This is a genomic window from Paractinoplanes aksuensis (assembly GCF_024137025.1).
Lineage (GTDB): Bacteria > Actinomycetota > Actinomycetes > Mycobacteriales > Micromonosporaceae > Actinoplanes > Actinoplanes aksuensis.
The window spans coordinates 31,255-54,526 of the sequence record NZ_JAMYJR010000046.1 but is presented as its reverse complement, the minus strand read 5'-3'; the positions used below and the strand labels follow the sequence as shown (position 1 = coordinate 54,526).

The window sequence follows — 23,272 nt, the reverse complement described above, 5'->3', positions numbered from 1 at the left end:
AACCCGGTGACGAGCAGCCGCGGCAGGTTTAGGGCGAGCAGCAGGTGCCCCAAACCCGCGCCGAGCAGCAACCGGTCATGGATGAGCAGCTGGTGCCTCCAACCCGAAGCGAGCAGCAGCCGATCACGCACGAGCAGCCTTCGCCTCTGGTCACGCACGAGCAGCCTTCCGCGGCCCCGCAGCCTTCCGCGGCCCCGCAGCTGCCCGCGGCTTCGGAGCCCGGCGCCGAAGAATCAGTCGTGGTTCAGCCGCCGACGTCTTTGCCCTCCCGCCCGCCTTCTCAGGGCCAGCTCCCATCCTCGGATCAGACCTGAGGGGTAAGCCGGCGGTCATCCTGAGGTGGCACAAGCGGTCGCCCCATTGCGTTCGTAGTCGAACGGGCAGTTGTCCTAGATCCACTCGGCAATCACTACTGGTGGCCGAGGGGGATAGGGCGGGGCGACCAAGGACGAGGAACTCTCGATCCTCTCGGCAATAGCTATCGACGGCCGAGGGGGCTGGGTGGGGCGATCTTCGCGAGCCACTCTCGATCCGCTCGTCGCTACCGGCGGACGAAGGGGGCTGGGTGGGGAGATCCGCACGAGCCACTCTCGATCCGCTCGGCGGCCGCTACCGGCGGTCGAGGGGTATCCGCACGAGCACCCTCGCCTTATCCCGTCCGACTGAACCACTTCGCCCGCGGCCGGTTTTCAGCCCATCAGGGGTCGGCCTCAGAATCCGCGTGAGTCGTGAACTTGGTTCGCCCTAGACCTGGGCCCTCCCATCGTTGCCTGCGGCGCCCGGAGGCTCGTTCGCCTGCCGTTGTGGCATACGCCCGGGCCGCCGCCGACTTCATCCTCATTGGCCATCAGCGAATCTTTCCCCTGACCAGAGGGGCCCTCGGCGGCGCCGTTGTGTGGCCGGAGGGGGCCCTCGGCGGCGCCGTTGTGTGGCCGGAGGGGTGCCCTCAGCGGCGCCGTTGTGTGGCCGGAGGGGTGCCCTCAGCGGCCCCGTTCCGTGGCCAGAAGGAACCCTCAGCGGTCCCGTTCTGCGGCCGGAGGGAGGGACCTCACCGGCTCCGCTCGGGGCAGAGGTGCGTGGAGACCTCGTCCGCTAACAGAGATCGTTCGGGAACCGCATTGGGTAGCCGGCAGGTGCTCAACAACCGCGCCTGGTGCGAATGGCGCTCAGGAACCGTGCCTGTTAGTGAAAGGCGCTCAGAAACTGCGGCTGTCTGGTGGAGGGCGGTGAGGGCCCGCTTGGTCTTGGAGGGCGCTGAGGGCCCCGCTTGGTCGTGGAGGGCGTCGACGGCCCCGTTTGGTCGTCGAGGGCGCCGAAGGCCCAACTTGGTCGTGAAGAGCGCTGAGGGGCCCTGGGTCATGGAGGGCGCCCGGAAACCTCAGCCGGGAAGGGGCTCGGGAACTCTCGTGTGCCGGGGGTGCGCGACCACATTCGCAGAACGAGGGCTCGCGGGCCGCACGGGGTTCTCGGGTGTGGATAACGGGCCAGTGTGGACAACGGTGGGTGGGGACCCGGATGCGGACGGCTGAACGTCGCGGCGGATGATGAGTTCCGGACAGGGCACCGTCGGGTTGTTACCGACCAGTTACCCCCTCATATTGATGGAGTGACCCCTCATATTGATGGGTATGGGTCACCCGAACGGGTAAGTTTGTCCTCCGGCTTCGTCCCTCAATCGGCTGTCCGGATAGCGCGCCACCGCCGGTCGGAGGGTGTTTTTCGCTGGATGGGTAAACGTCCCATGGCGCGATTCACAGGAGCTTCTCAGCCCCTCGACCGGGTGATCTGTCGGCCGCCCGGGCTGTGACCCGCGGCATAGGAGCTTTGAGCTGCATCGATGTTCCTGGCAACGGGCGAAAGGGACTGCCGGATCTGTAAGGTTTCTTTTTAGATCGACCCAATCGTGTGCGTCAATAGTTACGTTGCGCACTGCCAGGGCGAAAGGTTCCAGTTTCGTTCCAGCAAGTACGCTCGATGCATGCAAGCACGGCACGACCTGCGTAAATTCATCACTGAATTGCCCGTCGCGCAGCGTGGCGCCGTGCTTTCATCGGGTCGTGAACTTCCGGTACCGGGCCGCCCGGTCCGCGGGGTTCGCGCGGAGTGGCGAGATGACGTCGCCGGGGGCGGGTGCGGGCCTCGGGCGAAACGGATCAGCGCCATGAAGGGCATCACGAAGGGCAAATGGATCGACGAATTGACAATGTGGGGCGTCTCACTCCCGGGGCGGGGATCGAGACCTCCACACAGATGGGCAACGTCCTGATGGCGGCTGAGGCGTTGCAGGAGGCAGAGACCGAAGTCGGTACGGCGGTATGGGTTGCATCGGAGGGTCGGGTTGCCGGCCACTCCCGATCGACCGTCCCGGTGATCGACGTCGGCCTTACGGCCTGAAAGTTAGCCGGTTCGTTCCTGCGCACATGCAGGAGAATCGATGCAGTTGGTGGAAGGATGGAGATCGTGGGAACTGCGTTGGCGGAAATGACAATGCCTCAGATCTCGCCGCTTGCCGGCGAGCCTATTGAACGTGCCGACGCCGAGCGGCTTGCGGGAGTGCTGAAGGCACTTGCCGACCCGGCCCGGCTTCGGTTGCTCAGCCTCATTCAGTCCGCAACGGACGGTGAAGCCTGTGTCTGCGACCTGACCGCTCCGCTGGGTCTCTCGCAGCCGACGGTGAGTCACCACCTGCGGATCCTGACGGAGGCCGGTCTGCTCGAGCGCGAGAAGCGGGGAGTGTGGGCCTACTACCGTCTCGTGCCGACCGCCATCGCGACGATCGCCGACCTGTTGACCCCGCCGCGGAAGCGGGCCACCAAGAAGGCGCGCTGACCGCGTCGCAGGGAATCGCCTGGCGTCACCGGCATCACGCAGGGCGTGACGCCAGGCAGCAGACCTCTCCTCCTCCAGTCCACCCCCCAGGACCTTCAGGAGTAACGGGTGAACTACGTCCACGGCGATCTGCGTGACCAGCTCGCGTTCGTGGGTTTCGACGTGGTCCAGGCCGGCCTCGTCGCCGGGTCGGGTGGGAACCTCTCCGCCCGGATTCCCGACGAGGACGCCATCTGGGTCACCGGCAGCGGTTCGTGGCTGGGCCGGCTGAGCCGGACCACGTTCGCGGCCGTACGGGTCTCGGACGGCGCGCCCGCGATGGTGGGCAACGTGCCACCGCCCGCGATCGAGCCCACGAGCGAACTGGCGCTGCACCTGGCGCTGTATCGGGCCCGCCCCGACGTCAACGCCGTCATCCATTTGCATCCGCAGACCGCACTCCTGCTCGATGCGCTGGGTGAGCACATCCGGATCGTCACCACCGACCACGCGTACTACCTGCGTCGTGTCTCGACGGTGCCGTTCCGGCTTCCCGGCACGACCGAGCTCGCCGCCCTGACCGCCGCGATGGCCGCTGACGGCACCGATTGCCTGGTGCTCAGTCAGCACGGCTGCGTGGTGCTCGGCGACACGATCGAACTGGCGCACAAACGCGCCCACAACCTCGAGGAAGCAGCGGAACTCACTTACCGGGCGCTGTCCGCCGGACGCCTGGAAAACCTCCGCGACTGCCCCGAGGAGTTCCTGGACCGCTTGTACGGCTCCACTGCCGTCACGGTCTGACCGCACCACCGGTCGAACCGCCCGGCGCCCGCCCCCAACGGCGCAGAGCGGATCGGCACAGCCGGGACGTCGTCCCGTTCCGGCCCACCGAACCATCCCCACCGACTAGTGCAAAAGCAACGCCCGGCACGGCTCCCCGAGAGGTCCCGTGCCGGGCGTTGCTGTGTTCAAATGCCGGCGACGCAAGGGTTGGCCCCGGACGGTGTGCGGTCAGGGCCGGCGACGCGACGGACGGCGCCGGACGGTGTCAGGTCAGCGGCCTGCGGTGCGAAGGTAGGCGCCGGGCGGTGTGAGGGTCAGTGGCGGCGGTGCGAGCGCGGCTGCTGCGGGTCCTCGTCGTCCTCGTGACGGGCCGCCTCAACCAGGCCGGCGATGCTGGCCGCGGCCACGACGCCGATGGCGGCGGCCGGCTCGGGCGGGGCCGTGGGGCCGGCGTTCTTCTTGTGGCGGCGCTCGCGCAGGATCTCGATCAGGATGGGCAGGACCGAGATCAGGACGATCAGCGCCACGACCGGCAGGATGTAGCGGTCGATGTGGTCGCCGATGGCGTCGTAGATCTGCTGGGCCAGCGTGTGCCCGACGATGATGATGCCGTCGGTCCACAGGATCGCGCCGACGACGTTCCACAGCAGGAACTTGCGGGCGGGCATGCCCAGCGTGCCGGCCACGGGGTTGAGGAACGTGCGCACGATCGGGATGAAGCGGGCCAGCACCACGGCCTTGGCCGGGCCGAACTTCTCGAAGTAGTACTCGGCCTTCTCGACGTACTCCTTCTTGAAGAGTTTCGAGTCGGGCTTGTCGAACATGCGGGTGCCGTAGCGCGCGCCCAGGAAGTGGCCGAGCTGAGCGCCGATGATGGCACAGATCGGGGCACCGATCAGCAGCGCGACGTACGACAGCCGCGCCCCCTCGCCGAAGATCGAGTCGGCCACCGGGGAGGCGGCCACGCCGGCCAGGAAGAGCAGCGAGTCGCCGGGGAAGAAGAACCCGACCAGCAGACCGGTCTCGGCGAACATGATCGCCAAGACCCCGGGAACGCCGAAGCTGTGCAGCAGATCCTTCGGATCCAGGGGGTTGAGGGCGAGGGTTTCGCCGAGCGCGCGGATCGTCACGAGGAGCCAGGGTACGCCCAGATACCTATGTCTTTTGTTTCCGCTCGCTGTGCGGCACCTTTCCCGTCCGAGAAGGGATGGCGGCCCCGGCGGAAGGTCCGGGGCCATCCATCTATTCGTGTGTAGTACCAACCCGAACGGCTCTGGACGACGGGCCGCGTAGCAGGTCAGAGGCGGGGGTCGACAGGTTCCGATTCGATGGCGAGGATCGCGAAGACCAGCTCGTGACGGCGCCACAGCGGCGCTCCCTCGGCCAGCCGGTCGAGGGCGGCCAGCCCCAACCCGTGCTCGCGCAGCGCCATGTTGCGCTTGCGCCCGAGGTTGCGCCGGCGCAGGCGGGCGAGCTGTTCCGGCCGGGTGTATTCGGGGCCGTAGATGATCCGCAGGTATTCGCGGCCACGACACTTCACCCCGGGCTGGATCAGCCGGCCCTTCTTGTCGACGGCCTTCAGGCCGGCCCACGGCTTGACCACCATGCCCTCGCCGCCGGACGCGGTCAGCTCGAGCCACCACTGCGTGGCCGCCGCCTCGGCCGCCGGGTCGGCGAGGTCGACGATCATGCGGCGGGTCGGGGTGAACAGGGCCGGGTCGGCAGCCACCAGCTTGTCGACCAGGGCGAGGTGCCAGCCGTGGTCGCGGTCGGCGTACGAGACGCCGGCCCCGGCCAGCACGGCGAACGGCGCCAGCGTGACCCCGTCGAGCCCGTCGGTCGGCTGCACGTACGCCCGGTACGCCGCCGAGTAGCCGTCGATCTCGTCCGAGCGCAGCGCCAACTGCTCCCGCAGCCCGCCCACGTCGAGCCCCCGCGCGGCCGCCCGGTCGACCACGTCGAGCGCGGCGGGCAGCGCCGCCCGCCCGGCCGCACCGACCCCGGCGTACCGCTCGCGGATCAGCCCCGCCGCCTTGGCCGACCACGGCAGCAGTTCGGCGTCGAGCAGCAGCCAGTCGCTCGCCAGCTCGTCGAAGAGCCCACCGGCGGCCGCGCGCACGCGGGTCAGCAGCTGCTCGTCGAGCTCGGAGCCGAAGAACGGCCGGCCCGTCCGCGTCCAGATGGCGTCGCCCGCACCGGAGCGCGAGACCCGCACGATGGCCCGCGAGCCCATGTGCTTCTCCTCACACACGACCCGCTCGGCGCCGGCCTGGCGCAGGTCGTCGAGCGCGGTGGCCGGGTGTTCGAGATAGCCGTCGAGGGTCGACGTCGAGCACGGCGCCATGGTCGGCGGCAACCAAGACAGAGTGGCCGGGTCGAGCGCGAACCGGCTCATCACCTCGAGCGCGGCCGCCGCGTTCTCGGCGGCCACGGTTACCCGGCCGTACCCGTAGTCGAGGTGCCGACGGCCGGTGACGTCGGCGATGTCGAGGCCGTCGTCGGGTCGCTCGGCCGGCGCCAGCGGGCGTACGGGCTCGTAGTACTCCCGCGCTGCCGACACCGACACCAGCTCGCGTGAGGGCCAGCGCAGCGCGGTCAGCGCCCCGCCGAAAACGCAGCCGGTGTCGAGGCAGATCGTGTTGTTGATCCACTCCGGCTTCGGGGTCGGGGTGTGGCCGTAGACGACCGCGGCCGAGCCCCGGTAGTCGCGGGCCCACGGGTAGCGCACCGGCAGCCCGTATTCGTCGGTCTCGCCGGTGGTCTCGCCGTAGAGCGCGAAGCTGCGCACCCGGCCCGAGGCCCGCCCCTGGTAGGCCTCCTTGAGACCCGCGTGGGCGACCACCAGCTTGCCTTCGTCGAGCACATAGTGGCTGACCAGGCCCTCGATGAACGAGCGGGCCGAGGCCACGAACGAATCCGGCTCGGCCGCCAGCTGCTCCAGCGTCTCGGGCAGGCCGTGGGTGAGCTGCACGTTGCGGCCGTTGAGCTTGCGCGCCAGCTTCTGCTCGTGGTTGCCCGGCACACACAGCGCGTGCCCGGCGGCGACCATGCCCATCACCAGGCGCAGCACGCCCGGCGAGTCGGGGCCGCGGTCGACCAGGTCGCCGACGAAGACCGCCGTGTGCCCGGCGGGCGGCATGGCGTCGACCGGACGTCCGGACTCGTCGCGGACCAGGGCGTAGCCGAGCCGTTCGAGCAGCGTCTCGAGCTCGGCCCGGCAGCCGTGGACGTCGCCGATGATGTCGAACGGCCCGGTGAGCTCGCGCTTGTCGTTGAACAGCTTCTCGTAGCGGATCGTGGTGGCCGCGATCTCGTCGGGCCCGCGCAGCACGTGCACCTTGCGGAAGCCCTCGCGGGCCAGTGCGCCCAGAGATCGGCGCAGGTCGCGGTGCATGCGGGTGAGAACCGGGCGGCCGAAGTCGCGGTCGGCCCGGGCCTCGGTGCGCTCCCAGGCCAGCGCCTCGGGCACGTCGAGGACGATGGCCACCGGCAGCACGTCGTGCTCGCGGGCCAGGCGGACCAGCGCGGCCCGGCCGTGCGGCTGCAGGTTGGTCGCGTCGACCACGGTCAGCCGGCCGGCGGTGAGCCGCTTGCCCGCGACGTAGTGCAGCGCGTCGAACGCCTCGGCCGAGGCCGACTGGTCGTTCTCGTCGTCGGCGACCAGGCCGCGGAAGTAGTCGGAGGACAGCACCTGGGTCGGCTTGAAGTGGGTGCGGGCGAAGGTCGACTTGCCCGAGCCGGAGATGCCGACCAGCGCCACGAGCGCGAGTTCCGGAATGTCGATCATGCGGGCACCTCCGTCGGGGAAGCCGTGAACAGGGCGAGCTGGGTGGGGGAGCCGGTGGCCTCGTCGGCCTCGCCGACCCCACGCAGCGAGACCGAGTAGCCGTGAGCGGCGGCGACAGCATGCGCCCAGGCCGCGAACTCGGCCCGGGTCCATTCGAAGCGATGGTCGGAATGCCGCAGGCCGGTCAGCCCCGGGTAGTTGACGTTGTATTCGACGTTGGGGGTCGTGACGATCACCGCGGTCGGACGAGCGTGGCCGAAGACGCTCGCCTCGAGTGCGGGCAGCCGCGGCGGGTCGAGGTGCTCGATGACCTCCATGAGCACGGCGGCGTCGTAGCCGCGCAGCCGGTCGTCGCGGTAGGTGAGCGCGGACTGCCACAGCTTCAGCCGATCGCGCTGCCGCTCGGGCATCCGGTCGAGGCGCAGCTTGCGGGCCGCGATCTCGAGCGCCCGGGCCGACACGTCGGTGCCGACGACCTCGGTGTAGCGCCGGTCCTTGAGCAGGGCCGTGAGCAGCGCGCCGCCGCCGCAGCCCAGGTCGAGCACGCGGGACGCGCCGACCTCGGCCAGCGTGGCGAGCACGGCGTCGCGGCGCTGCCCGGCCAGCGACTGCCGCCGGGGCACGGGCAGTTCGGCGTCTTCCTCGGCCGGCGGCTCCTCGGCCTCCTCACCCTCGAGCAGCTGCAGGGCCGTGGTGGTCAGGGCGCGCTTGTGCACGAGGTAGCGCCGGGCGATCAGCACCTTGTCGGGGTGGCCGGCCAGCCAGCCCGCGCCCGACCGCAGCAGCTTGTCGATCTCGTCGGGGGCCACCCAGTAGTGCTTGGCGTCGTCGAGGACGGGCAGCAGAACGTACAGGTGGTTGAGGGCCTCGGTCAGCGTGAGCTCACCGCTCAGCTCGAGATCGACGTAGCGGCTGTCGCCGCCGAGGGCCGGCTCGAGCGGGATCGGGATGGCCGTGACCGACCAGCCGAGCGGCTCGAACAGCCGGGTCGCGAGCTCGGTGGTGCCGCGCAGCACCGGCACCCGGACCGTCAGCGGGATCGGGGTGGCGACCAGCTCGGGACGGTCTTTAGAGGCGCCGCGCAACGCGCTGCGGAAGACCTTGGCCAGGGCGCTGGCCAGCAGGCTGGAGGCCGCGTAGGGCCGGTCGTTGACGAACTGGCCCAGCGCGAACGCGTCGTGCTGGGCGCGTAGCCGCTGGGGATCGACGTCGAGCAGCAACGCCGCGGTGCACCGCTCGTCGGTGGCCTCGGGGTAGAGGACATAGGCCGTGCCGGTCGGCACATCGAACCGGTGGACCCGGTCGGGATGCTTGACCAACAGGTAACCGAGATCGGTGGCGGGCCGGTGGGTGGTCGTCAACGTGAGAAGCACGCCACCGATGATGGGCCGTCAGCGCGATCTTGGGCGAGCTATTTGTGGGCCTGTGGAAAACTCCGGTGCCGCCGGCGGACGAGGATCAGACCGGCCCCGATCAGCCCGACCGCGGCCAGGGCGGTCCACCCGGCGGCGGGTCCGGTGATCGGCAGCGCGACGGCGGTGCAGGTGGCCCCAGCGACGTTCACCAAGAGCGGGACGACCTTCTTGCCGCGGCCCACGATCCCGTCGCTGTCCGGCACGACCTGGACCTGGCCGGGCGGCCCGCACTCGTCGGTCACCAGGACGCGGAACGGGAAGCTGGCCCGCTGGGCCGGCCCGAGATCCTGGGTCAACCGGCAGCTCCACTCACCCCCGGTCGCGGGCTGGGAAGCGGGGCTCGACGGCTCCAAGGAATCCTCGTCGTCCTCCCGGCCGGAGCAGTCGGTGTCGCCGGCCGCGGCGACATTGCCCGGCAGCCGGACGGTCACGGCGAGGCCGTTGTTCGGGAAAAGTTCGGGACGCAGGGTCCCCGGCCCGAAGTTCATGACGCCCGTCGTCAGCACCCGGTGCTCGCCGGTTGCCGCGGTGACCCGGGACCCGACCGCGGCCAGGCTCGGCTTCCGCTGTCCGGTGACGGTGAACACGATCCGTCCCGCGTTGTTGTCCGGGTCCACGTCCACCTGCGGGTCGGCGTCCTGCGCGGTGGCCATCGGCTTGAGCCTGAGCGGAGCGCCCGTCCCCGGCGTGCCGTACTCCTCACCGTCCAGGCTGTCGGCCATCTCGGTCGGCGTCAGCCATGCGACGTAGACCGGCGCGACGCTGCCGGGCACGGTGTCGCCCGGCGATGTCAGGGCGAGCGGCGAGGCCAGCCCGTAGCGGTGGCCGGGTTCGAGCTCGGTGTCGAACGTGCAGAGCATGAAGACCGAATAGCGGCAGTTCTGATACGAGGTCGCCCCCAGCAGCCGAGGGTGGGCCACGACGATCAGGGCGACGCCGTCGATGACCGTCGCGCCGTTGTTGCCCACGGCCGGGGTGGTCCTGACCGTCCGGCCCGGTGCCGCCTTGACGGTCTGTTCCTCGTCGGTCACGAGGTCGACGGCCTCGCCGATCCGGATCACCGAGGTCGCGGTGGTGACGGCTCCGTCGCCGATCCGGGCGGTCATCGTCAGGTCGGCCCGGTCACCGACCTTGGCCGTCGGGCGGGGCGTGACGGAGAGCTCGGCCGGAAACTGGTTGATCTCGTCGGACCAGGGGGTGACGGTCCACGAGCACGTGATCTTCTCGTCGGCCCGGACGCAATGCGTGTCGTCGTCGACCTCGACCGTGGCGAACGTGGTCGCACCGCCCAGATCGATCGTCACTTCCAGGCGTACGGGAAGGCCTGGCTCGGCATTTTCCGACGTGACCCAGAGGGGGCTGAAAGCGGTGGGGCTCTGCGGGGCCATTGTGACCGGGGTGAGGTGGGGTTGCAGGGTGGCCGTCGTGGGTGCCGCGGCGGCGGGCTGCATCGGCAGCAGGAGCAACAGCAGCGACACCGCGAACGCCCGCGAGAACAATGGCATGGACGGAGCGTAAGTTGCCCCCTATGTCCGATGAGCCGGTTTCCGCTGGACAGTTACGGGGTCATTTCCCAACGCCGAAGCGGCTACGGAATACTTGGCCGCTGGAGGACAGTGCGGTCCTGCCCTCTGTCTGTCGTTATGCAAAGAGCTAGGAGCGCACCGATGCCCATCGCTTCTCCCGAGGTCTACGCCGAGATGCTGGACCGCGCCAAGGCCGGCGCGTTCGCCTACCCGGCGATCAACGTGACGTCCTCGCAGACTCTCAACGCGGCCCTGCAGGGCTTCGCCGAGGCCGGCAGCGACGGCATCGTCCAGATCTCGACCGGCGGCGCCGAGTACGCGTCCGGCCCGACGATCAAGAACATGATCACCGGCGCCGTCGCGCTCGCCGAGTACGCGACCGAGGTCGCCAAGAACTACCCGGTCAACATCGCGCTGCACACCGACCACTGCCCGAAGAACAAGCTCGACGCGTACGTGCGTCCGCTGCTCGCGATCAGCAAGGAGCGCGTCGACAACGGCCGCGCGCCGCTGTTCCAGTCGCACATGTGGGACGGCTCGGCCGTGCCGGTCGACGAGAACCTGCAGATCGCCGAGGAGCTGCTGGCCCTGTCCGCGGCCGCCCACATCATCCTCGAGATCGAGGTCGGCGTGGTCGGTGGCGAGGAGGACGGCGTCTCGGCCGCGATCGACGACAAGCTGTACTCGACCGTGGAAGACGGTCTGGCCACCGCGGCCGCCCTGGGCCTGGGCGAGAAGGGCCGCTACATGACGGCCCTGACCTTCGGCAACGTGCACGGCGTCTACAAGCCGGGCAACGTCAAGCTGCGCCCCGAGATCCTCAAGGAGATCCAGGAGGCGGTCGGCGCCAAGTACGGCAAGGAGAAGCCGTTCGACCTGGTGTTCCACGGTGGTTCGGGCTCGCTGCTGTCCGAGATCCACGGCGCCCTGGACTACGGCGTGGTCAAGATGAACATCGACACCGACACGCAGTACGCGTTCACCCGCCCGGTCGTCGACCACATCATGAAGAACTACGACGGCGTTCTGAAGATCGACGGCGAGGTCGGCAACAAGAAGGCGTACGACCCGCGGGCCTGGGGCAAACTGGCCGAGAACGGCCTCGCGAAGCGCGTCGTCGAGGCGTGCGAGCACCTGCGCTCCTCGGGCACCACCCTTTCGAAGTAGTCAATAAGTAGTCGAACGGTGACGGGCGGTCCCCCTCCTGGGGAACCGCCCGTCTCTCGTGTTGTCGAGTTACTGAGAGGTATGTATACGATCGATCCTCCCTTGAGAGGAGGACCAAGATCGTGCTCGGCATCGAGGGCTACGAACCTGAATGGCACTATGACGCCGAAGCTCTGGCCGCGGTCCACCGCACGAGGTTCGTACGGCTCATCGGGCGCAAGCTCCGGTCGAGCTGGCTGATGTGGGACATCGCCGAGCGCGGCTGGTTCGCCGACGGCCCGGTGATCCTGGACTTCGGCACCACGCACGTCGAAATCACCCACCGTAAGTTCGACGAGTGCGCAATCACCTGGGACCAGATCGACCTGAACGTGCCGATCGACTGGTACGAGCACTTCGACTGGCGTCCCGACCCGCACGCGGCCCTGCGCAGCGCCCGCGGCAGCGTCCTGCGCGCGGTCAACATCATCGAGCTTGTCACGGTGGCCGAGTGGCGGCCCCGCGTCCTGCACGCGGTCGAGTTCCTGTTCGACGGGGCGCGGCTGGCCGTGTTCAACGCGATGGACGAGAACGGCATCACCGACGTGCCCGAGACCGAGCTACCCGTGACCAACTGGCGGCGCGTGCATGTCGCCTGAAGCGGCGGCCAGCGCGGCCATCGCCTCGTCGATCGAGTCGGTGACCACCACCAGGTTCGACTGGTCCCCGTGCGGGCTGCGGGCCAGCAGGGGGCGCAGCAGCTCCTCGACCGGCAGCTGCCGCCAGTGGTCGACACCGAGGAAGACGAAGGCGCCGGACGGGCCGTCGGTCTGATAGAACGTCTTCGTCGCGGCCTGGAAGATCTCTTGCACCGTGCCGGCCCAGCCCGGTGCGAAGACGATGCCGCCGCGCGACAGGCGCAGGATCGAATCCTCGCGGACGGCATTGGAGAAGTACTTCCCGATCTGCCCGGCGAACAGGTTGGCCGGTTCGTGGCCGTAGAGCCAGGTCGGCAGGGCAAGCCCGCCGTGCCGCAGCCGCCCGACGACATCGGCCACGGCCGTCGCGGGGGCCGGGAACTTGGTGCGGACAGCCAGCGCCACCGCCGTGTACGGGTCATGGTCGGCGAAGTGCGGGGCCACCGACAGCATCTCGATCGCCGCCATCAGCTCGGAGGCGGGACGCGTCGCGAAGTACGCCCCGAGGTTGGCCGCCTCCATCACCCCCGGCCCGCCACCGGTCACCACCAGCCGCCCGACCGAGGCCAGCCGCCACGACAGGGTAGCCGCCATCCGGTACGCGGCCGAGCCGCGCGGCGCCGCGTGCCCGCCCATGATGCCGACCGCGCCGGCCCGGCCGCGCGCCTGCACCCAGGCCGCCAGCGCCTTGCCCAGCGCGTTGTCGATGCCCGCGTCGTGCAGCCGCTGGGCGATCGCCTCGCGGATGTCGGGCGCCGCGCCGCCGTGCGCCACGAAGTGGTCGTAGACCGTCGTGTCGTACATGCCGGCGAAGCCCTCAGCCGTGAACCCGAACGACAGGTCTTCCGGCGTGTAGAGGGTGGCCGGGTGGGTCGGGTAGGGCCGCGCGTCGAACGGCGGGATCACGTGCGCCCCGCGCCGGATCAGGTCGATCTCGACGTCGTCGTTCTCGAGCCGACAGCCCACGAAGAGTGCGCCCCGCACGTCCACGTCACCGAGGGCGGGCGGGTCGAGGTCGAGCCGCAGACCGAGGACGACCAGGTCGGCCAGCGACTTCGCGGCCAGATGGACGTCGAGCTCGGCCCGGGATTCGATCTCGTTGGCGGTGGCGTCGAAGGGGATGGTTCCGCCGAGTACGGGCTGTAACGGGTCGCCGGGCATGACCGTAGGGTAGCTACCGGGCGAAACGTTGAGCGTGTGCGCCCTCTTTCGGTGCCCCGGCGGAATGCGGGGTCGTGGGGCCGGTTGAATAAGGTCATGCAGAACCTGCTTCCCGAGCCTCCGGCTACCCTGCTCCCCGCCGACGCCGAGGCCGACAAGGCTCTCGCCGCGGCGACCACGACCGAGGCCCTCAAGACCGTGGCCGCGGACCACCCGACGTACAGTGCCGCCTGGGCCGCTCTCGCGGCCGGGGCCCTGACCGACGGTGACCCGGTGACCGCGTACGCCTTCGCCCGCACCGGCTACCACCGCGGCCTCGACGCGCTGCGCCGCAACGGCTGGAAGGGCCACGGCCCGATTCCGTGGTCGCACGCCCCCAACCAGGGCTTCCTGCGCTGCCTCTACTCGCTGTCGCAGGCCGCGGCCGAGATCGGTGAGGCCGACGAGGCCGCCCGCTGCGCCCAGTTCCTGCGCGACAGCGACCCGGCCGCGGCCGACGCTCTGAGCTGACCTACAGCCCTTCCGCTACGGCCGCTGCGATCTTCAGCCAGGCGTCCCGCGTGCTGCTGGAGAGGTGGCCGTAGCGGATCGGCTCACCCGAGTCGATCAACTTCTCGTACGGGGCCAGCAACACCGCCCGCGTACGCGCCGCGAAGTGCCGCTGGATGGCCGGCAGGTCGATGTCCTTGCGGGTGGGCGGCATCGACACCACGCTGACCGCCTGCCGCACGAGGCGCTGGCGTCCGCTCTGCTCGAGGTGGTCGAGCATCCGGGCTGCCGTCTCGGCCGAGTCGTTACGGGCCGACATCGTGATCACCAGCTGGTCGGTGGCGTCCATGGCCGCCTGCCAGTTCTGGGCCCGTACGTTGTTGCCGGTGTCCACGAAGATCAGCTTGTAGAACCGGCTGACGATCTCGCGGATCTCGCCGAACGCGCCCGCCGTCAGCATCTCGCCCGCGGTGGCCGACTCGTCCGAGGCGAGCACGTCGAACATGCCCTCGCCCTGGGCCCGCACGTATTGCGACAGGTCGCCCACGCGCCCGTGCGAGCCGCGGAACAGATGCAGGTCGCGCATCATGTCGCGCACCGTGCGGGCGTGGAAGTCCTGCTGGGCCCGCATGCCGAGGGTGCCTTGGGTCTCGTTGTTGTCCCAGGCCAGCACGTAGCCGCCGCGCTTCTGCCCGAACGTCATGGCCAGCAGCAGCACGGCCACGGTCTTGCCGGCGCCGCCCTTGGGGTTGACCACGGTGACCTGACGCAGGCCGCCGAAGTTGCGGCGGACCATCTCGACGTCCTGCTTGTACTCCTGCTCGCGCTTGCCGGGGGCCAGCTTGACCAGGCCCATCGTGCCCTTGCGGAGGATCGCCCGGGGGCCCTGGGTGGCGACCGGGTCGGCCGGCTTGGCCATGCGGCGGCGGGCGAACTCCTCGGCCGTCGGCGTGCCGTCGGAGACCCACGGCAAATCTTGGAAGGGGTCGGTCGACGGCTGCGCGGGCGCCTGCGGGTGCGGGGCCTGCGGGTGCGGCGGCATCGCGCGCGGGTCGATGGCGGGGGGATAAGGCCCTGGTGGCGGCGCTTGCGGGGGTACGGCGGCAGCGCCGTGCGCGGGCGCCGGCGGAGTGGCCGGGCGATAGATCGCTCCGTTGGCCGGCTCCGGATTCGGCGGGGGGCTCACTGGGGCCTGCTCGGGGGCCGCGGGAACCGACGCCGCAGCCCGCGGCGGTGCGGGGACCTGAGCCCCGGGGACCGGGGCGGGCCGCTGCGGCGGCTGTGACCAGGGTGAATCCGGCGAACTGAGCACACCGGACTCGTCACCGCCGGACACCGGAGCAGCCGGCCCCGACGACTCGGGAGCCGGCGTCGGCGGCTCGAGGTTGGGCCAGGCCTGAGTGGGCGGGGGAGCGGGCCGCGGAGCAGGCACCTGAACGTTCGCGGGCGGTGGCACCGGCAGCGCGACGGGCGGCGGCACCGGGATGCGCTCACCCGGCCGGTAGACGCCTGGAGTCCCCTGCGGAGGGTGCGACGGCGGCAACGGCACCGGCGGCGGGGCCTCGTGCGGCACGGGCCGCCCGTGCACCGGCGCTTCCAGCTCTTCCGCGGCCCAGAACGGTTCGACATCCCGGTCGGGTGGTGCGGGGTTGTTGGACGTGCCCGGGACGTAGACGCGGTCAGCGTCCTCGTCCTCCACCGATCCCACGGATGCAACCCTCCCCGGATGCCGTGCTTACTCCTCCAGTCACACAGTAGGTCAGCTCGCGTACACCGCCCAGGCCCCGGCCTCGGTCCACCACGAGCGCTTGCGGTTCATCGCGCCGCCGACCCCGTCGTCCAGGAACTGGATCTCGCCGTCGCGGGGCAGCACGGAGACCGCGCGGCCCTTGGCCCGGCGCACCTCGACCCGGATCTTCGTGCCGCGGAACCGTTGCTTGACGATCGTCGGGACGGCCACCGCCACCTCGACCTGACCGTCCACGGCGTCGCCGGTGGCCAGCAGCCGCAGGCCGGCGAACTCGGCGTAGCCGGCGCTGTTGCCGATCGCGCAGGCCAGGATCGGCTCCTCGCCGTCGGAGAGCACCGCGTCGTCGACCTCGACCCGGCCCCGCCACGGCACCGCGCGCCCGTCGTCGTCCATGCCGCCGACCAGCGCACCGTCCACGGTGACCGATCCGCCGTCGTTACGCAGCAGGTCCAGGCGCCGCACCGAGCCGGTCAGGACGGCCGCGGCCACCTGCTCGGGGGTGCGGGGCAGGCCCAGTTGCGCGGCCAGGTCGGTGGTGTCGCCCTGGTCGAGCGGCAGGATGGCCAGCGGCGGCAGGTCGGGCACGGTGCGACCGGTGGGCAGGTCGCCGGGTCGCTTGCTGGGCGCCGGCGCGTACCGCCGGACCAGCCGTCGCACGACGGCGCGCAGCTGGCCGTCGGTCGCCGAGGCCACCACGAGCCGGGTCTTGCTGTCGGGGTCGGGCCAGGTCAGACCGTCGGGCCGGGCCGGACCGTCGAACTTGGCCAGCACCTCGTCGATCTCTTGGTCGGAGGCGGCGGTGATCGTCTCGACCCGGGCCCCGGCCGCGGTCAGCGCGTCGGCACAGCGCAGCACCGGGACGCGTGGCGCGCACGCGGTCGCGGTGGCCGGCGCGCAGCCACCGCAGTCGGAGCCGCACGCGCCCCCGCCGGACCCCTGACCCTCGGCCAGGCTGAGCAGCACCACGTCGTACATGTCAGGCCTCGCTCAGGACCGAGTGCCGCTCGATGACCTGGTCGCGGGCCGGACCGACGCCGACGACCGAGATGCGGGCGCGAATGCGCTCCTCGACGAAGATCACAAAATCCTGCGCCTCTTTGGGCAGGTCGTCGAACGAACGGGCACCCATGATGCTCTGCTTCCAGCCCGGCATCGTCTCGAAGATCGGGACGGCGTGGTGGAAGTCGGACTGGCTGATCGGCATCTCGTCGTGACGGACGCCGTTCACCTCGTACGCGACACAGACCGGGATCTCGTCGAGATCGTCGTAATTGTCCAGTTTGGTCAGCACGAAGTCGGTGACCCCGTTGATCCGCTGGGCGTAGCGGGCCATGACCAGGTCGAGCCAGCCGATGCGGCGCGGACGACCGGTCGTCGTCCCGTACTCCTGGCCGACCTCGCGCAGGTGGTCGCCGAACTTGTCGTGCAGCTCGGTCGGGAACGGGCCCTCGCCGACGCGGGAGGTGAACGCCTTGAGCACCGCGACCACCCGGTCGATGCGGGTGGGCGGGATGCCGGAGCCGGTGCAGGCGCCCCCGGCGGTCGCGTTCGAGCTGGTCACGAACGGGTACGTGCCGTGGTCGACGTCGAGCAGGGTGGCCTGGCCGGCCTCGCACAGCACGACCTTGCCCTCGTCGAGCGCCTCGGACAGTTCCAGGGCGGTGTCACCGACGTACGGGCGCAGACGTTCCACGTACGACAGGAGTTCTTTCACCACGTCGTCGGCCTTGACCGCCTGGCGGTTGTAGATCTTCGCCAGGATCTGGTTCTTGAAGGAGAGGGCCGCCTCGACCTTCTGCCGCAGGATCGACTCGTCGAACAGGTCTTGTACGCGGACGCCGACGCGGTTCATCTTGTCGGCGTAGGTCGGGCCGATGCCGCGACCGGTGGTGCCGATCCGCCGGGCCCCCAGGTAGCGCTCGCTGACCTTGTCGAGCGAGCGGTTGTACGAGGGGATGACGTGCGCGTTCGCGCTGATGCGCAGCCGCGACGTGTCGATGCCCCGCGACTCGAGCCCGTCGATCTCTTGGAACAGCACGTTGAGGTCGATGACCACGCCGTTGCCGATCACCGGGACCACGCCCGGGGAGAGAATGCCGCTCGGCAGCAGGTGCAGGGCGTACTTCTCGCCCTCGATCACCACTGTGTGACCGGCGTTGTTGCCGCCGTTGAACTTCACCACGTAGTCGAGCCGGTCGCCCAGCAGGTCAGTGGCCTTGCCCTTGCCCTCGTCGCCCCATTGGGCGCCGACCAACACGATCACCGGCACGTGCTTGAGCCTTCCGTCGAACAGGTCGTACTCGGCAGAGGTCCGGGTACTGCCGAAGTTTACGCGACTGCCCTGCTGTGCGACGTGGGGAAGCGGCCCGCCGGTAGGATCGCCGGTCGTGCGCGTACTTCTGATCGGCTCCGGCGGGCGTGAGCATGCCCTCGCCGTCGGCCTCGCTGCCGACCCCTCCGTCGAGTTCCTCGCCGCCGCCCCCGGCAACCCGGGCATCGCCCAGGTCGCCGAGCTGCACGAGGTGAAGGCGACCGATCCGGCCGCGGTGGCCGCGCTGGCCGTCGAGCTGGCGGCCGACCTGGTCGTCGTCGGCCCCGAGGCGCCGCTGGTGGCCGGGGTGGCCGACGCGGTGCGGGCCAAGGGCATCGCCTGCTTCGGCCCGAGCGCGGCCGCGGCCCGGCTCGAGGGCTCGAAGGCGTTCGCCAACGAGGTGATGGCGGCGGCCGGCGTGCCGACCGCCCGGTCGTACGCCTGCACGTCGCCGGACGAGGTGGGCCGCGCCCTCGACGACTTCGGCCCTCCGTACGTGGTCAAGAACGACGGGCTCGCGGCGGGCAAGGGCGTCGTGGTGACCGACGACCGCGCGGCCGCCGAACGGCACGCGGCCGACTGCGGCCGGGTCGTGATCGAGGAGTTCCTGCCCGGCCCCGAGGTCTCGCTGTTCGTGGTGACCGACGGCACCGCGGCCGTCCCGCTGATGCCGGCCCAGGACTTCAAGCGGCTGGCCGACGGCGACGAGGGCCCCAACACGGGTGGCATGGGCGCGTACGCTCCGCTCGACTGGGCGCCGGCCGACCTGGTGGATCGTGTGCTGGCCGAGACCGTCGAGCCGACGCTGGCCGAGATGCGCCGCCGCGGCACCCCGTTCGCCGGGCTGCTCTATGTCGGGCTCGCCCTGACCCCCGACGGTCCCAAGGTCATCGAGTTCAACGCGCGCTTCGGCGACCCCGAGACCCAGGTCGTGCTGGCGCTGCTCGAGACGCCGCTGGCCGGCCTGCTCGGCGCGGCCGCCACCGGCGCGCTGGCCCAGCTGCCGCCGCTGCGCTGGCGCGAGGGCGCGGCGATCACGGTCGTGGTGGCCAGCCAGAACTACCCCGGAACCCCGCGTACGGGTGACGTGATCGAGGGTGCCGAGGTGCCCGGGGTCATCCACGCGGGCACGGCCCGGCGCGACGACGGCGCCCTGATCTCGGCCGGCGGCCGCGTGCTCAGCGTGACCGCCACCGGCCCCGACCTGGTCGCAGCCCGCGACGCGGCCTACACCCTGGTCGACAGCGTGCGCCTCGACGGGGCCCAGTTCCGCACGGACATCGCGCTGGGCGCCGTCGAGGGACGCATCAAGCTGTAACTACTCAGGCCTTCGGGATGTCGAAGAGCTTGGCCACGTTGGCCGCCAGGCCAAGGTCGCCCTTGGCCTTGATCTTGCCGGTCATGAACATCATCATCGGGTTGCCGTCGCCCGAGACGACCTTGAGGAAGGTCACCGGGTCCATGGTCATGGCCAGCTTGGGCTCGCGGACCGGCTGGTTGGTGACGGTGCAGGCGCCGTTCTCGATCACCGTCTCGTAGGTGTCGCTCGCGCCACCGGCGCCGCCGGTGATGATCCAGTGGATGACCGCGCTGGTGTTGCCGGCCTTCTCGGGGCGGAACAGGGTGGGCATGCGGTTGAAGACCTCGTCGAGGATCTTGGCGCGGGAGTCGCCGCCCATGACCTCGGCCAGTTTGGCGTCCGGCGTGGCCTTGACGAGCTGTGCGAACTCCTTCGGGCCGATGTCGGCGAGCGAGTCCGGGTTGAAATCAGTCATCGGTGAGGACCTTTCAGGCTGAGTCGACCTACTCGTCGGTAACTTTAGCGGCTGAGCCGCCGTCGCGTGCAGTGTGCCACTCCCAAACAACTATTGGACAGTTGGCTCGCCGCGCCCTAGACTCCCCAACATGTCTTTGGGAGATGAGAGTGGCGCGATGCGGGCGATGGCCCATCCGGTCCGCCTCCGCATCCTGGCCCTGCTGACCGGCAACGCGCTCACGGCGGCCGACGTGGCCCGTGAGCTGGGGCTCACCCATGCCAACGCCAGCTATCACCTGCGCAACCTGTTCGCCGCCAATCTGATCGCCCTGGCCGGTGAAGAGAAGATTCGGGGTGGCGTGGCCAAGCGCTACCGCTACTACCCATCCAGTGACAGCGCGCCGGAATCGGCCGCAGAAAAGGGCGCCCTCTTCGCCGCGGTCGGCCACGAGCTCGTCCGGCGCGCGGCGCAGGGCCGATGGTCGACCGCCGAGAGCAAGTCGGCGCCGGCCGTGCTGGGGGACGGCGAGTTCTGGATCGATCCCGTTAAATGGCGCGAGCTGCACGACACGATCGCCGTGGCGCTGCGCGAGCTGCACGAGGCGGCTCAGCCGCCGAACACTCCCGGCACCATTCGCACCAGCACCACCGTCGCGATGTTCGAGATGGAGTTCTGATGAACACGGCCCTCGCGCCGCTGCGCATACCGGCGTTCCGCCTGCTCCTCGGCGGTCGCACGATCAACGCGCTGGGCAACTCGTTCGCGCCGATCGCGCTCGCCTTCGCCGTGCTCGACCTGACCGGCTCGGCCACCGACCTGGGGCTCGTGGTCGGCGCCCGCACCCTGGTCAACGTCATCTTCCTGCTGTTCGGCGGGGTGCTGGCCGACCGGATGCCCAAACACCTGCTGATGGTCGGGGCCAGCCTGGCCGCCTTCGTGACGCAGGCGATCGTGGCCACGCTCGTGCTCACCGGCACGGCCAACATTCCGCTGCTCATCGTCATCTCGGCCGTCAACGGCATGGTCGGCGCGCTCGCCCTGCCCGCGACCTCGTCGATCCTGCCCCAGATCGTCCCGGCCGACATCCGGCAGCAGGCCAACGGGCTCAACCGGGTCGCGCTCAACACGGCCGCCGTGCTGGGGGCGCCGCTGGCCGGCATCGTGGTGGCCGCGACCAACCCGGGCTGGGGCATCGCCGTCGACTCGGTCACCTTCCTGGTCAGCGCCGTGCTCTTCGCATTCCTACGGGTGCCGCCGCCGGTCCAGGCCGAACCCGCGCCCGGTGTCATCGGCGACGAGCAGACCCCCGGTGAGGCCGCGGTCGAGCCGTCCCGGCCCAACATCTTCGCCGACCTGCGTACGGGGTGGACCGAGTTCCGTTCGCGCACGTGGCTCTGGGTCGTGGTCGCCGGGTTCTGCGTGCTCAACGCGGCCTGGAGCGGCTCGCTGTTCGTGCTGGGGCCGGTCGTGGCCGACGAAGCGATCGGGCGCCGCGCGTGGGGCCTGGTGCTGGCGGCCGAGACGCTCGGCATGATCGTCGGCGCGCTGCTGGCGATCCGGCTGCGGATGCGGCGGCTGCTGTTCTTCGGCGTGTTCAGCACCCTGTTCATGTCGCTGCCGGTCGTGATCCTCGGCGTCTATCCGCACCTCTGGCTGCTCATCGGGGGCGCACTGGTGGCGGGCCTGATGGTCGAGCAGTTCGGCATCGCGTGGGAGACGACGATGCAGGAGCACATCCCGGCCGACAAACTCGCGCGCGTGTACTCGTACGACATGGTCGGTTCTTTTGTCGCGATCCCGGTCGGCCAGATGGCCGTGGGTCCGATCGCGCAGGCTGTGGGGCTCGAGTCGACGCTGGTCGGCGCGGCCGTGCTGATGACGGCCGCGGTGATCTTCATGCTGCTGAGCCGGGACGTGCGCACCCTGCCGCACAAGCTGCCGGAGCCCGAGACCGGTGCCGTGAAACAATCGGTGGCGTGACCATCCCGAACGTGCTCGCCGCTCGCTACGCCTCGTCCGACCTGGTGGCCCTGTGGTCGCCGGAAGAAAAGATCCGCATGGAGCGCCGGCTCTGGCTGGCCGTCCTCAAGGCTCAGCGTGATCTCGGCGTGGCCGTGCCCGAGGGCGCCGTCGAGGCGTATGAGTCGGTGCTCGACCAGGTCGACCTGGGTTCGATCGCCGACCGTGAGCGGGTGACCCGCCACGACGTCAAGGCCCGCATCGAAGAGTTCAGCGCGCTGGCCGGCTTCGAGCAGATCCACAAGGGAATGACGTCGCGCGACCTGACCGAGAACGTCGAGCAGCTGCAGATCAAGGCCTCGCTCGAGCTGATCCGGGCCCGCGTGATCGCTGCCCTGGCCCGGCTCACCGAGCGCGCGGTCGAGTACTCCGACCTCGTGATGACCGGCCGCTCGCACAACGTCGCGGCCCAGGCGACCACGCTCGGCAAGCGGTTCGCCTCGGCCGCCGAAGAGCTGCTCATTGCGTACGAACGTCTCGACGACCTGATCGCCCGGTATCCCCTGCGCGGCATCAAGGGTCCGGTCGGCACGGCCGCCGACCAGCTCGACCTGCTCGACGGCGACTTCGACGCGCTCGGCGCCCTCGAGCGGCGCGTCGCCGGTCACCTGGGCTTCGAGCGGGTGCTCAGCAGCGTCGGCCAGGTCTACCCGCGCTCGCTCGACTTCGACGTGGTGTCGGCGCTGGCCCAGATCGTCGCCGGCCCGTCCTCGCTGGCCACGACGGTCCGGCTGATGGTCGGGCAGGAACTGGTGACCGAGGGCTTCAAGCCGGGCCAGGTCGGCTCGTCGGCGATGCCGCACAAGATGAACACGCGCTCGTCGGAGCGGGTCAACGGCCTGGCCGTGATCGTCCGCGGCTACCTGTCGATGGTCGGCGAGCTGGCCGGCGACCAGTGGAACGAGGGCGACGTCTCGTGCTCGGTGGTCCGCCGGGTCGCCCTGCCCGACGCGTTCTTCGCCACCGACGGTCTGTTCCAGACCTTCCTCACCGTGCTCGACGAGTTCGGCGCCTACCCGGCGGTGATCGCCCGCGAGCTCGACCGGTTCCTGCCGTTCCTCGCCACCACCAAGATCCTGGTGGCGGCGGTCCGCAAGGGGGTCGGCCGCGAGGTCGCGCACGAGGTGATCAAGGAGCACGCCGTCGCGGTTGCGCTGGCCATGCGCGAGAAGGGGGCCACCGTCAACGACCTGTTCGACCGGCTCGCCGCCGACGGCCGCCTCGGCCTGACCCGGGCCGAGATCGACACCCTGGTGGCCGACCGGGCCGCGTTCGTCGGGGCCGCGCCGTCACAGGTGCGGGCTGTGGCCGACCGGGTCGCCACGATCGTCGCGGCTCACCCGGACGCCGCGAAGTACGCGCCGGCGCCGATTCTCTGAGTCTGCCGCTGGGGCACGGCGGAGACGTGGGTCACGCCGCGCCCCGGCGGAATCCGTTGCCGGGCGGCAGTGGGGCGACCGCCGCCCGGTCTGATGGAGATCGATGAGCCGACCGTAGGGCCCGTGGCGCCGGCCGCCAAGAATCCAGTTCGCTCCTATCACCGTGTGATGACACCGACAGTGCTTGAAGTTTTGATCGAGCAGTGGTTGAGATCACCGGCGAGTTGGCTGCTCAGCGGC

At 70.3% G+C, this 23,272-nt stretch carries 18 protein-coding genes; 9 read left to right on the top strand and 9 right to left on the bottom strand.

What is annotated here, in order from left to right; translation table 11 throughout:
- Positions 1 to 2,451: 2,451 nt before the first annotated feature.
- Together M1L60_RS38370 and M1L60_RS38365 are read left to right on the top strand one after the other, a co-directional pair.
- Complete coding sequence (locus M1L60_RS38370; protein ID WP_014440216.1) at positions 2,452 to 2,829, top strand: ArsR/SmtB family transcription factor; 378 nt, start codon at positions 2,452 to 2,454, stop codon at positions 2,827 to 2,829.
- A 108-nt stretch (positions 2,830 to 2,937) separates the two neighbouring features.
- Positions 2,938 to 3,612, top strand: a complete 675-nt coding sequence (locus tag M1L60_RS38365; RefSeq protein WP_253242486.1) for a class II aldolase/adducin family protein — start codon at positions 2,938 to 2,940, stop codon at positions 3,610 to 3,612.
- Between the two features lie 296 nt (positions 3,613 to 3,908).
- On the opposite strand, the gene M1L60_RS38360 is transcribed toward M1L60_RS38365, so the two are convergent.
- The 4 genes from M1L60_RS38360 to M1L60_RS38345 form a co-directional block, all read right to left on the bottom strand.
- Positions 3,909 to 4,724 carry a DedA family protein gene (locus tag M1L60_RS38360; protein WP_253242485.1) on the bottom strand — a complete coding sequence of 272 codons (816 nt, stop codon included), beginning with the start codon at positions 4,722 to 4,724 and terminating at the stop codon, positions 3,909 to 3,911.
- Positions 4,725 to 4,891: 167 nt separating this feature from the next.
- Complete coding sequence (locus tag M1L60_RS38355) at positions 4,892 to 7,381, bottom strand: polynucleotide kinase-phosphatase (RefSeq protein WP_253242484.1); 2,490 nt, start codon at positions 7,379 to 7,381, stop codon at positions 4,892 to 4,894.
- Positions 7,378 to 8,754, bottom strand: a complete 1,377-nt coding sequence (locus M1L60_RS38350) for a 3' terminal RNA ribose 2'-O-methyltransferase Hen1 (protein ID WP_253242483.1) — start codon at positions 8,752 to 8,754, stop codon at positions 7,378 to 7,380. The genes M1L60_RS38355 and M1L60_RS38350 overlap by 4 nt, the downstream gene beginning before the upstream one ends.
- A 38-nt stretch (positions 8,755 to 8,792) precedes the next feature.
- Positions 8,793 to 10,301, bottom strand: coding sequence for a hypothetical protein (locus M1L60_RS38345; protein WP_253242482.1), 1,509 nt, complete (start codon positions 10,299 to 10,301; stop codon positions 8,793 to 8,795).
- Positions 10,302 to 10,463: 162 nt separating this feature from the next.
- Here M1L60_RS38345 and fbaA point away from each other — a divergent pair, with 162 nt between their 5' ends.
- Positions 10,464 to 11,489 carry a class II fructose-bisphosphate aldolase gene (fbaA, locus tag M1L60_RS38340; RefSeq protein ID WP_253242481.1) on the top strand — a complete coding sequence of 342 codons (1,026 nt, stop codon included), beginning with the start codon at positions 10,464 to 10,466 and terminating at the stop codon, positions 11,487 to 11,489.
- A 122-nt stretch (positions 11,490 to 11,611) separates the two neighbouring features.
- Positions 11,612 to 12,127 carry a hypothetical protein gene (locus M1L60_RS38335; RefSeq protein ID WP_253242480.1) on the top strand — a complete coding sequence of 172 codons (516 nt, stop codon included), beginning with the start codon at positions 11,612 to 11,614 and terminating at the stop codon, positions 12,125 to 12,127.
- Here M1L60_RS38335 and M1L60_RS38330 read toward each other — a convergent pair.
- On the bottom strand, positions 12,089 to 13,327 hold the full coding sequence (locus tag M1L60_RS38330; protein WP_253242479.1) for an LOG family protein: 1,239 nt from the start codon (positions 13,325 to 13,327) through the stop codon (positions 12,089 to 12,091). The genes M1L60_RS38335 and M1L60_RS38330 overlap by 39 nt on opposite strands.
- A 96-nt stretch (positions 13,328 to 13,423) precedes the next feature.
- Here M1L60_RS38330 and M1L60_RS38325 point away from each other — a divergent pair, with 96 nt between their 5' ends.
- The gene (locus M1L60_RS38325; RefSeq protein WP_253242478.1) at positions 13,424 to 13,837 is read left to right on the top strand and encodes a DUF3151 domain-containing protein; all 414 of its coding nucleotides are present in this window, start codon (positions 13,424 to 13,426) and stop codon (positions 13,835 to 13,837) included.
- Position 13,838: 1 nt separating this feature from the next.
- Here M1L60_RS38325 and M1L60_RS38320 read toward each other — a convergent pair whose 3' ends face one another.
- From M1L60_RS38320 to M1L60_RS38310, 3 genes are read right to left on the bottom strand one after another with little or no spacing between them, the layout of a single operon-like run.
- Positions 13,839 to 15,515, bottom strand: coding sequence for a MinD/ParA family ATP-binding protein (locus M1L60_RS38320; RefSeq protein ID WP_253242489.1), 1,677 nt, complete (start codon positions 15,513 to 15,515; stop codon positions 13,839 to 13,841).
- A gap of 60 nt (positions 15,516 to 15,575) precedes the next feature.
- On the bottom strand, positions 15,576 to 16,541 hold the full coding sequence (locus M1L60_RS38315; protein WP_253242477.1) for a diacylglycerol kinase family protein: 966 nt from the start codon (positions 16,539 to 16,541) through the stop codon (positions 15,576 to 15,578).
- Position 16,542: 1 nt separating this feature from the next.
- Positions 16,543 to 17,835: an adenylosuccinate synthase gene (locus tag M1L60_RS38310; RefSeq protein WP_253242476.1), complete on the bottom strand. Its 1,293-nt coding sequence runs from the start codon at positions 17,833 to 17,835 to the stop codon at positions 16,543 to 16,545.
- A gap of 118 nt (positions 17,836 to 17,953) precedes the next feature.
- On the opposite strand from M1L60_RS38310, the gene purD reads away from it, so the two are divergent.
- Entirely contained in the window at positions 17,954 to 19,195 is a 1,242-nt protein-coding gene (gene purD / locus M1L60_RS38305; protein WP_253242475.1) for a phosphoribosylamine--glycine ligase, read from the top strand.
- Between the two features lie 4 nt (positions 19,196 to 19,199).
- Here purD and M1L60_RS38300 read toward each other — a convergent pair whose 3' ends face one another.
- Positions 19,200 to 19,652 (bottom strand): SCP2 sterol-binding domain-containing protein, encoded by a 453-nt coding sequence (locus M1L60_RS38300; protein WP_253242474.1) that lies wholly within the window; start codon positions 19,650 to 19,652, stop codon positions 19,200 to 19,202.
- A gap of 130 nt (positions 19,653 to 19,782) precedes the next feature.
- Between M1L60_RS38300 and M1L60_RS38295 the strand changes: the two genes are divergently transcribed.
- The 3 genes from M1L60_RS38295 to purB are packed head-to-tail and all read left to right on the top strand — an operon-like array spanning position 19,783 to position 23,032.
- Positions 19,783 to 20,310: an ArsR/SmtB family transcription factor gene (locus M1L60_RS38295; protein ID WP_253242473.1), complete on the top strand. Its 528-nt coding sequence runs from the start codon at positions 19,783 to 19,785 to the stop codon at positions 20,308 to 20,310.
- The gene (locus M1L60_RS38290) at positions 20,310 to 21,614 is read left to right on the top strand and encodes an MFS transporter (protein ID WP_253242472.1); all 1,305 of its coding nucleotides are present in this window, start codon (positions 20,310 to 20,312) and stop codon (positions 21,612 to 21,614) included. Before M1L60_RS38295 ends, M1L60_RS38290 begins: the two co-directional genes overlap by 1 nt.
- Entirely contained in the window at positions 21,611 to 23,032 is a 1,422-nt protein-coding gene (gene purB / locus M1L60_RS38285) for an adenylosuccinate lyase (protein WP_253242471.1), read from the top strand. Before M1L60_RS38290 ends, purB begins: the two co-directional genes overlap by 4 nt.
- Positions 23,033 to 23,272 lie beyond the last annotated feature (240 nt).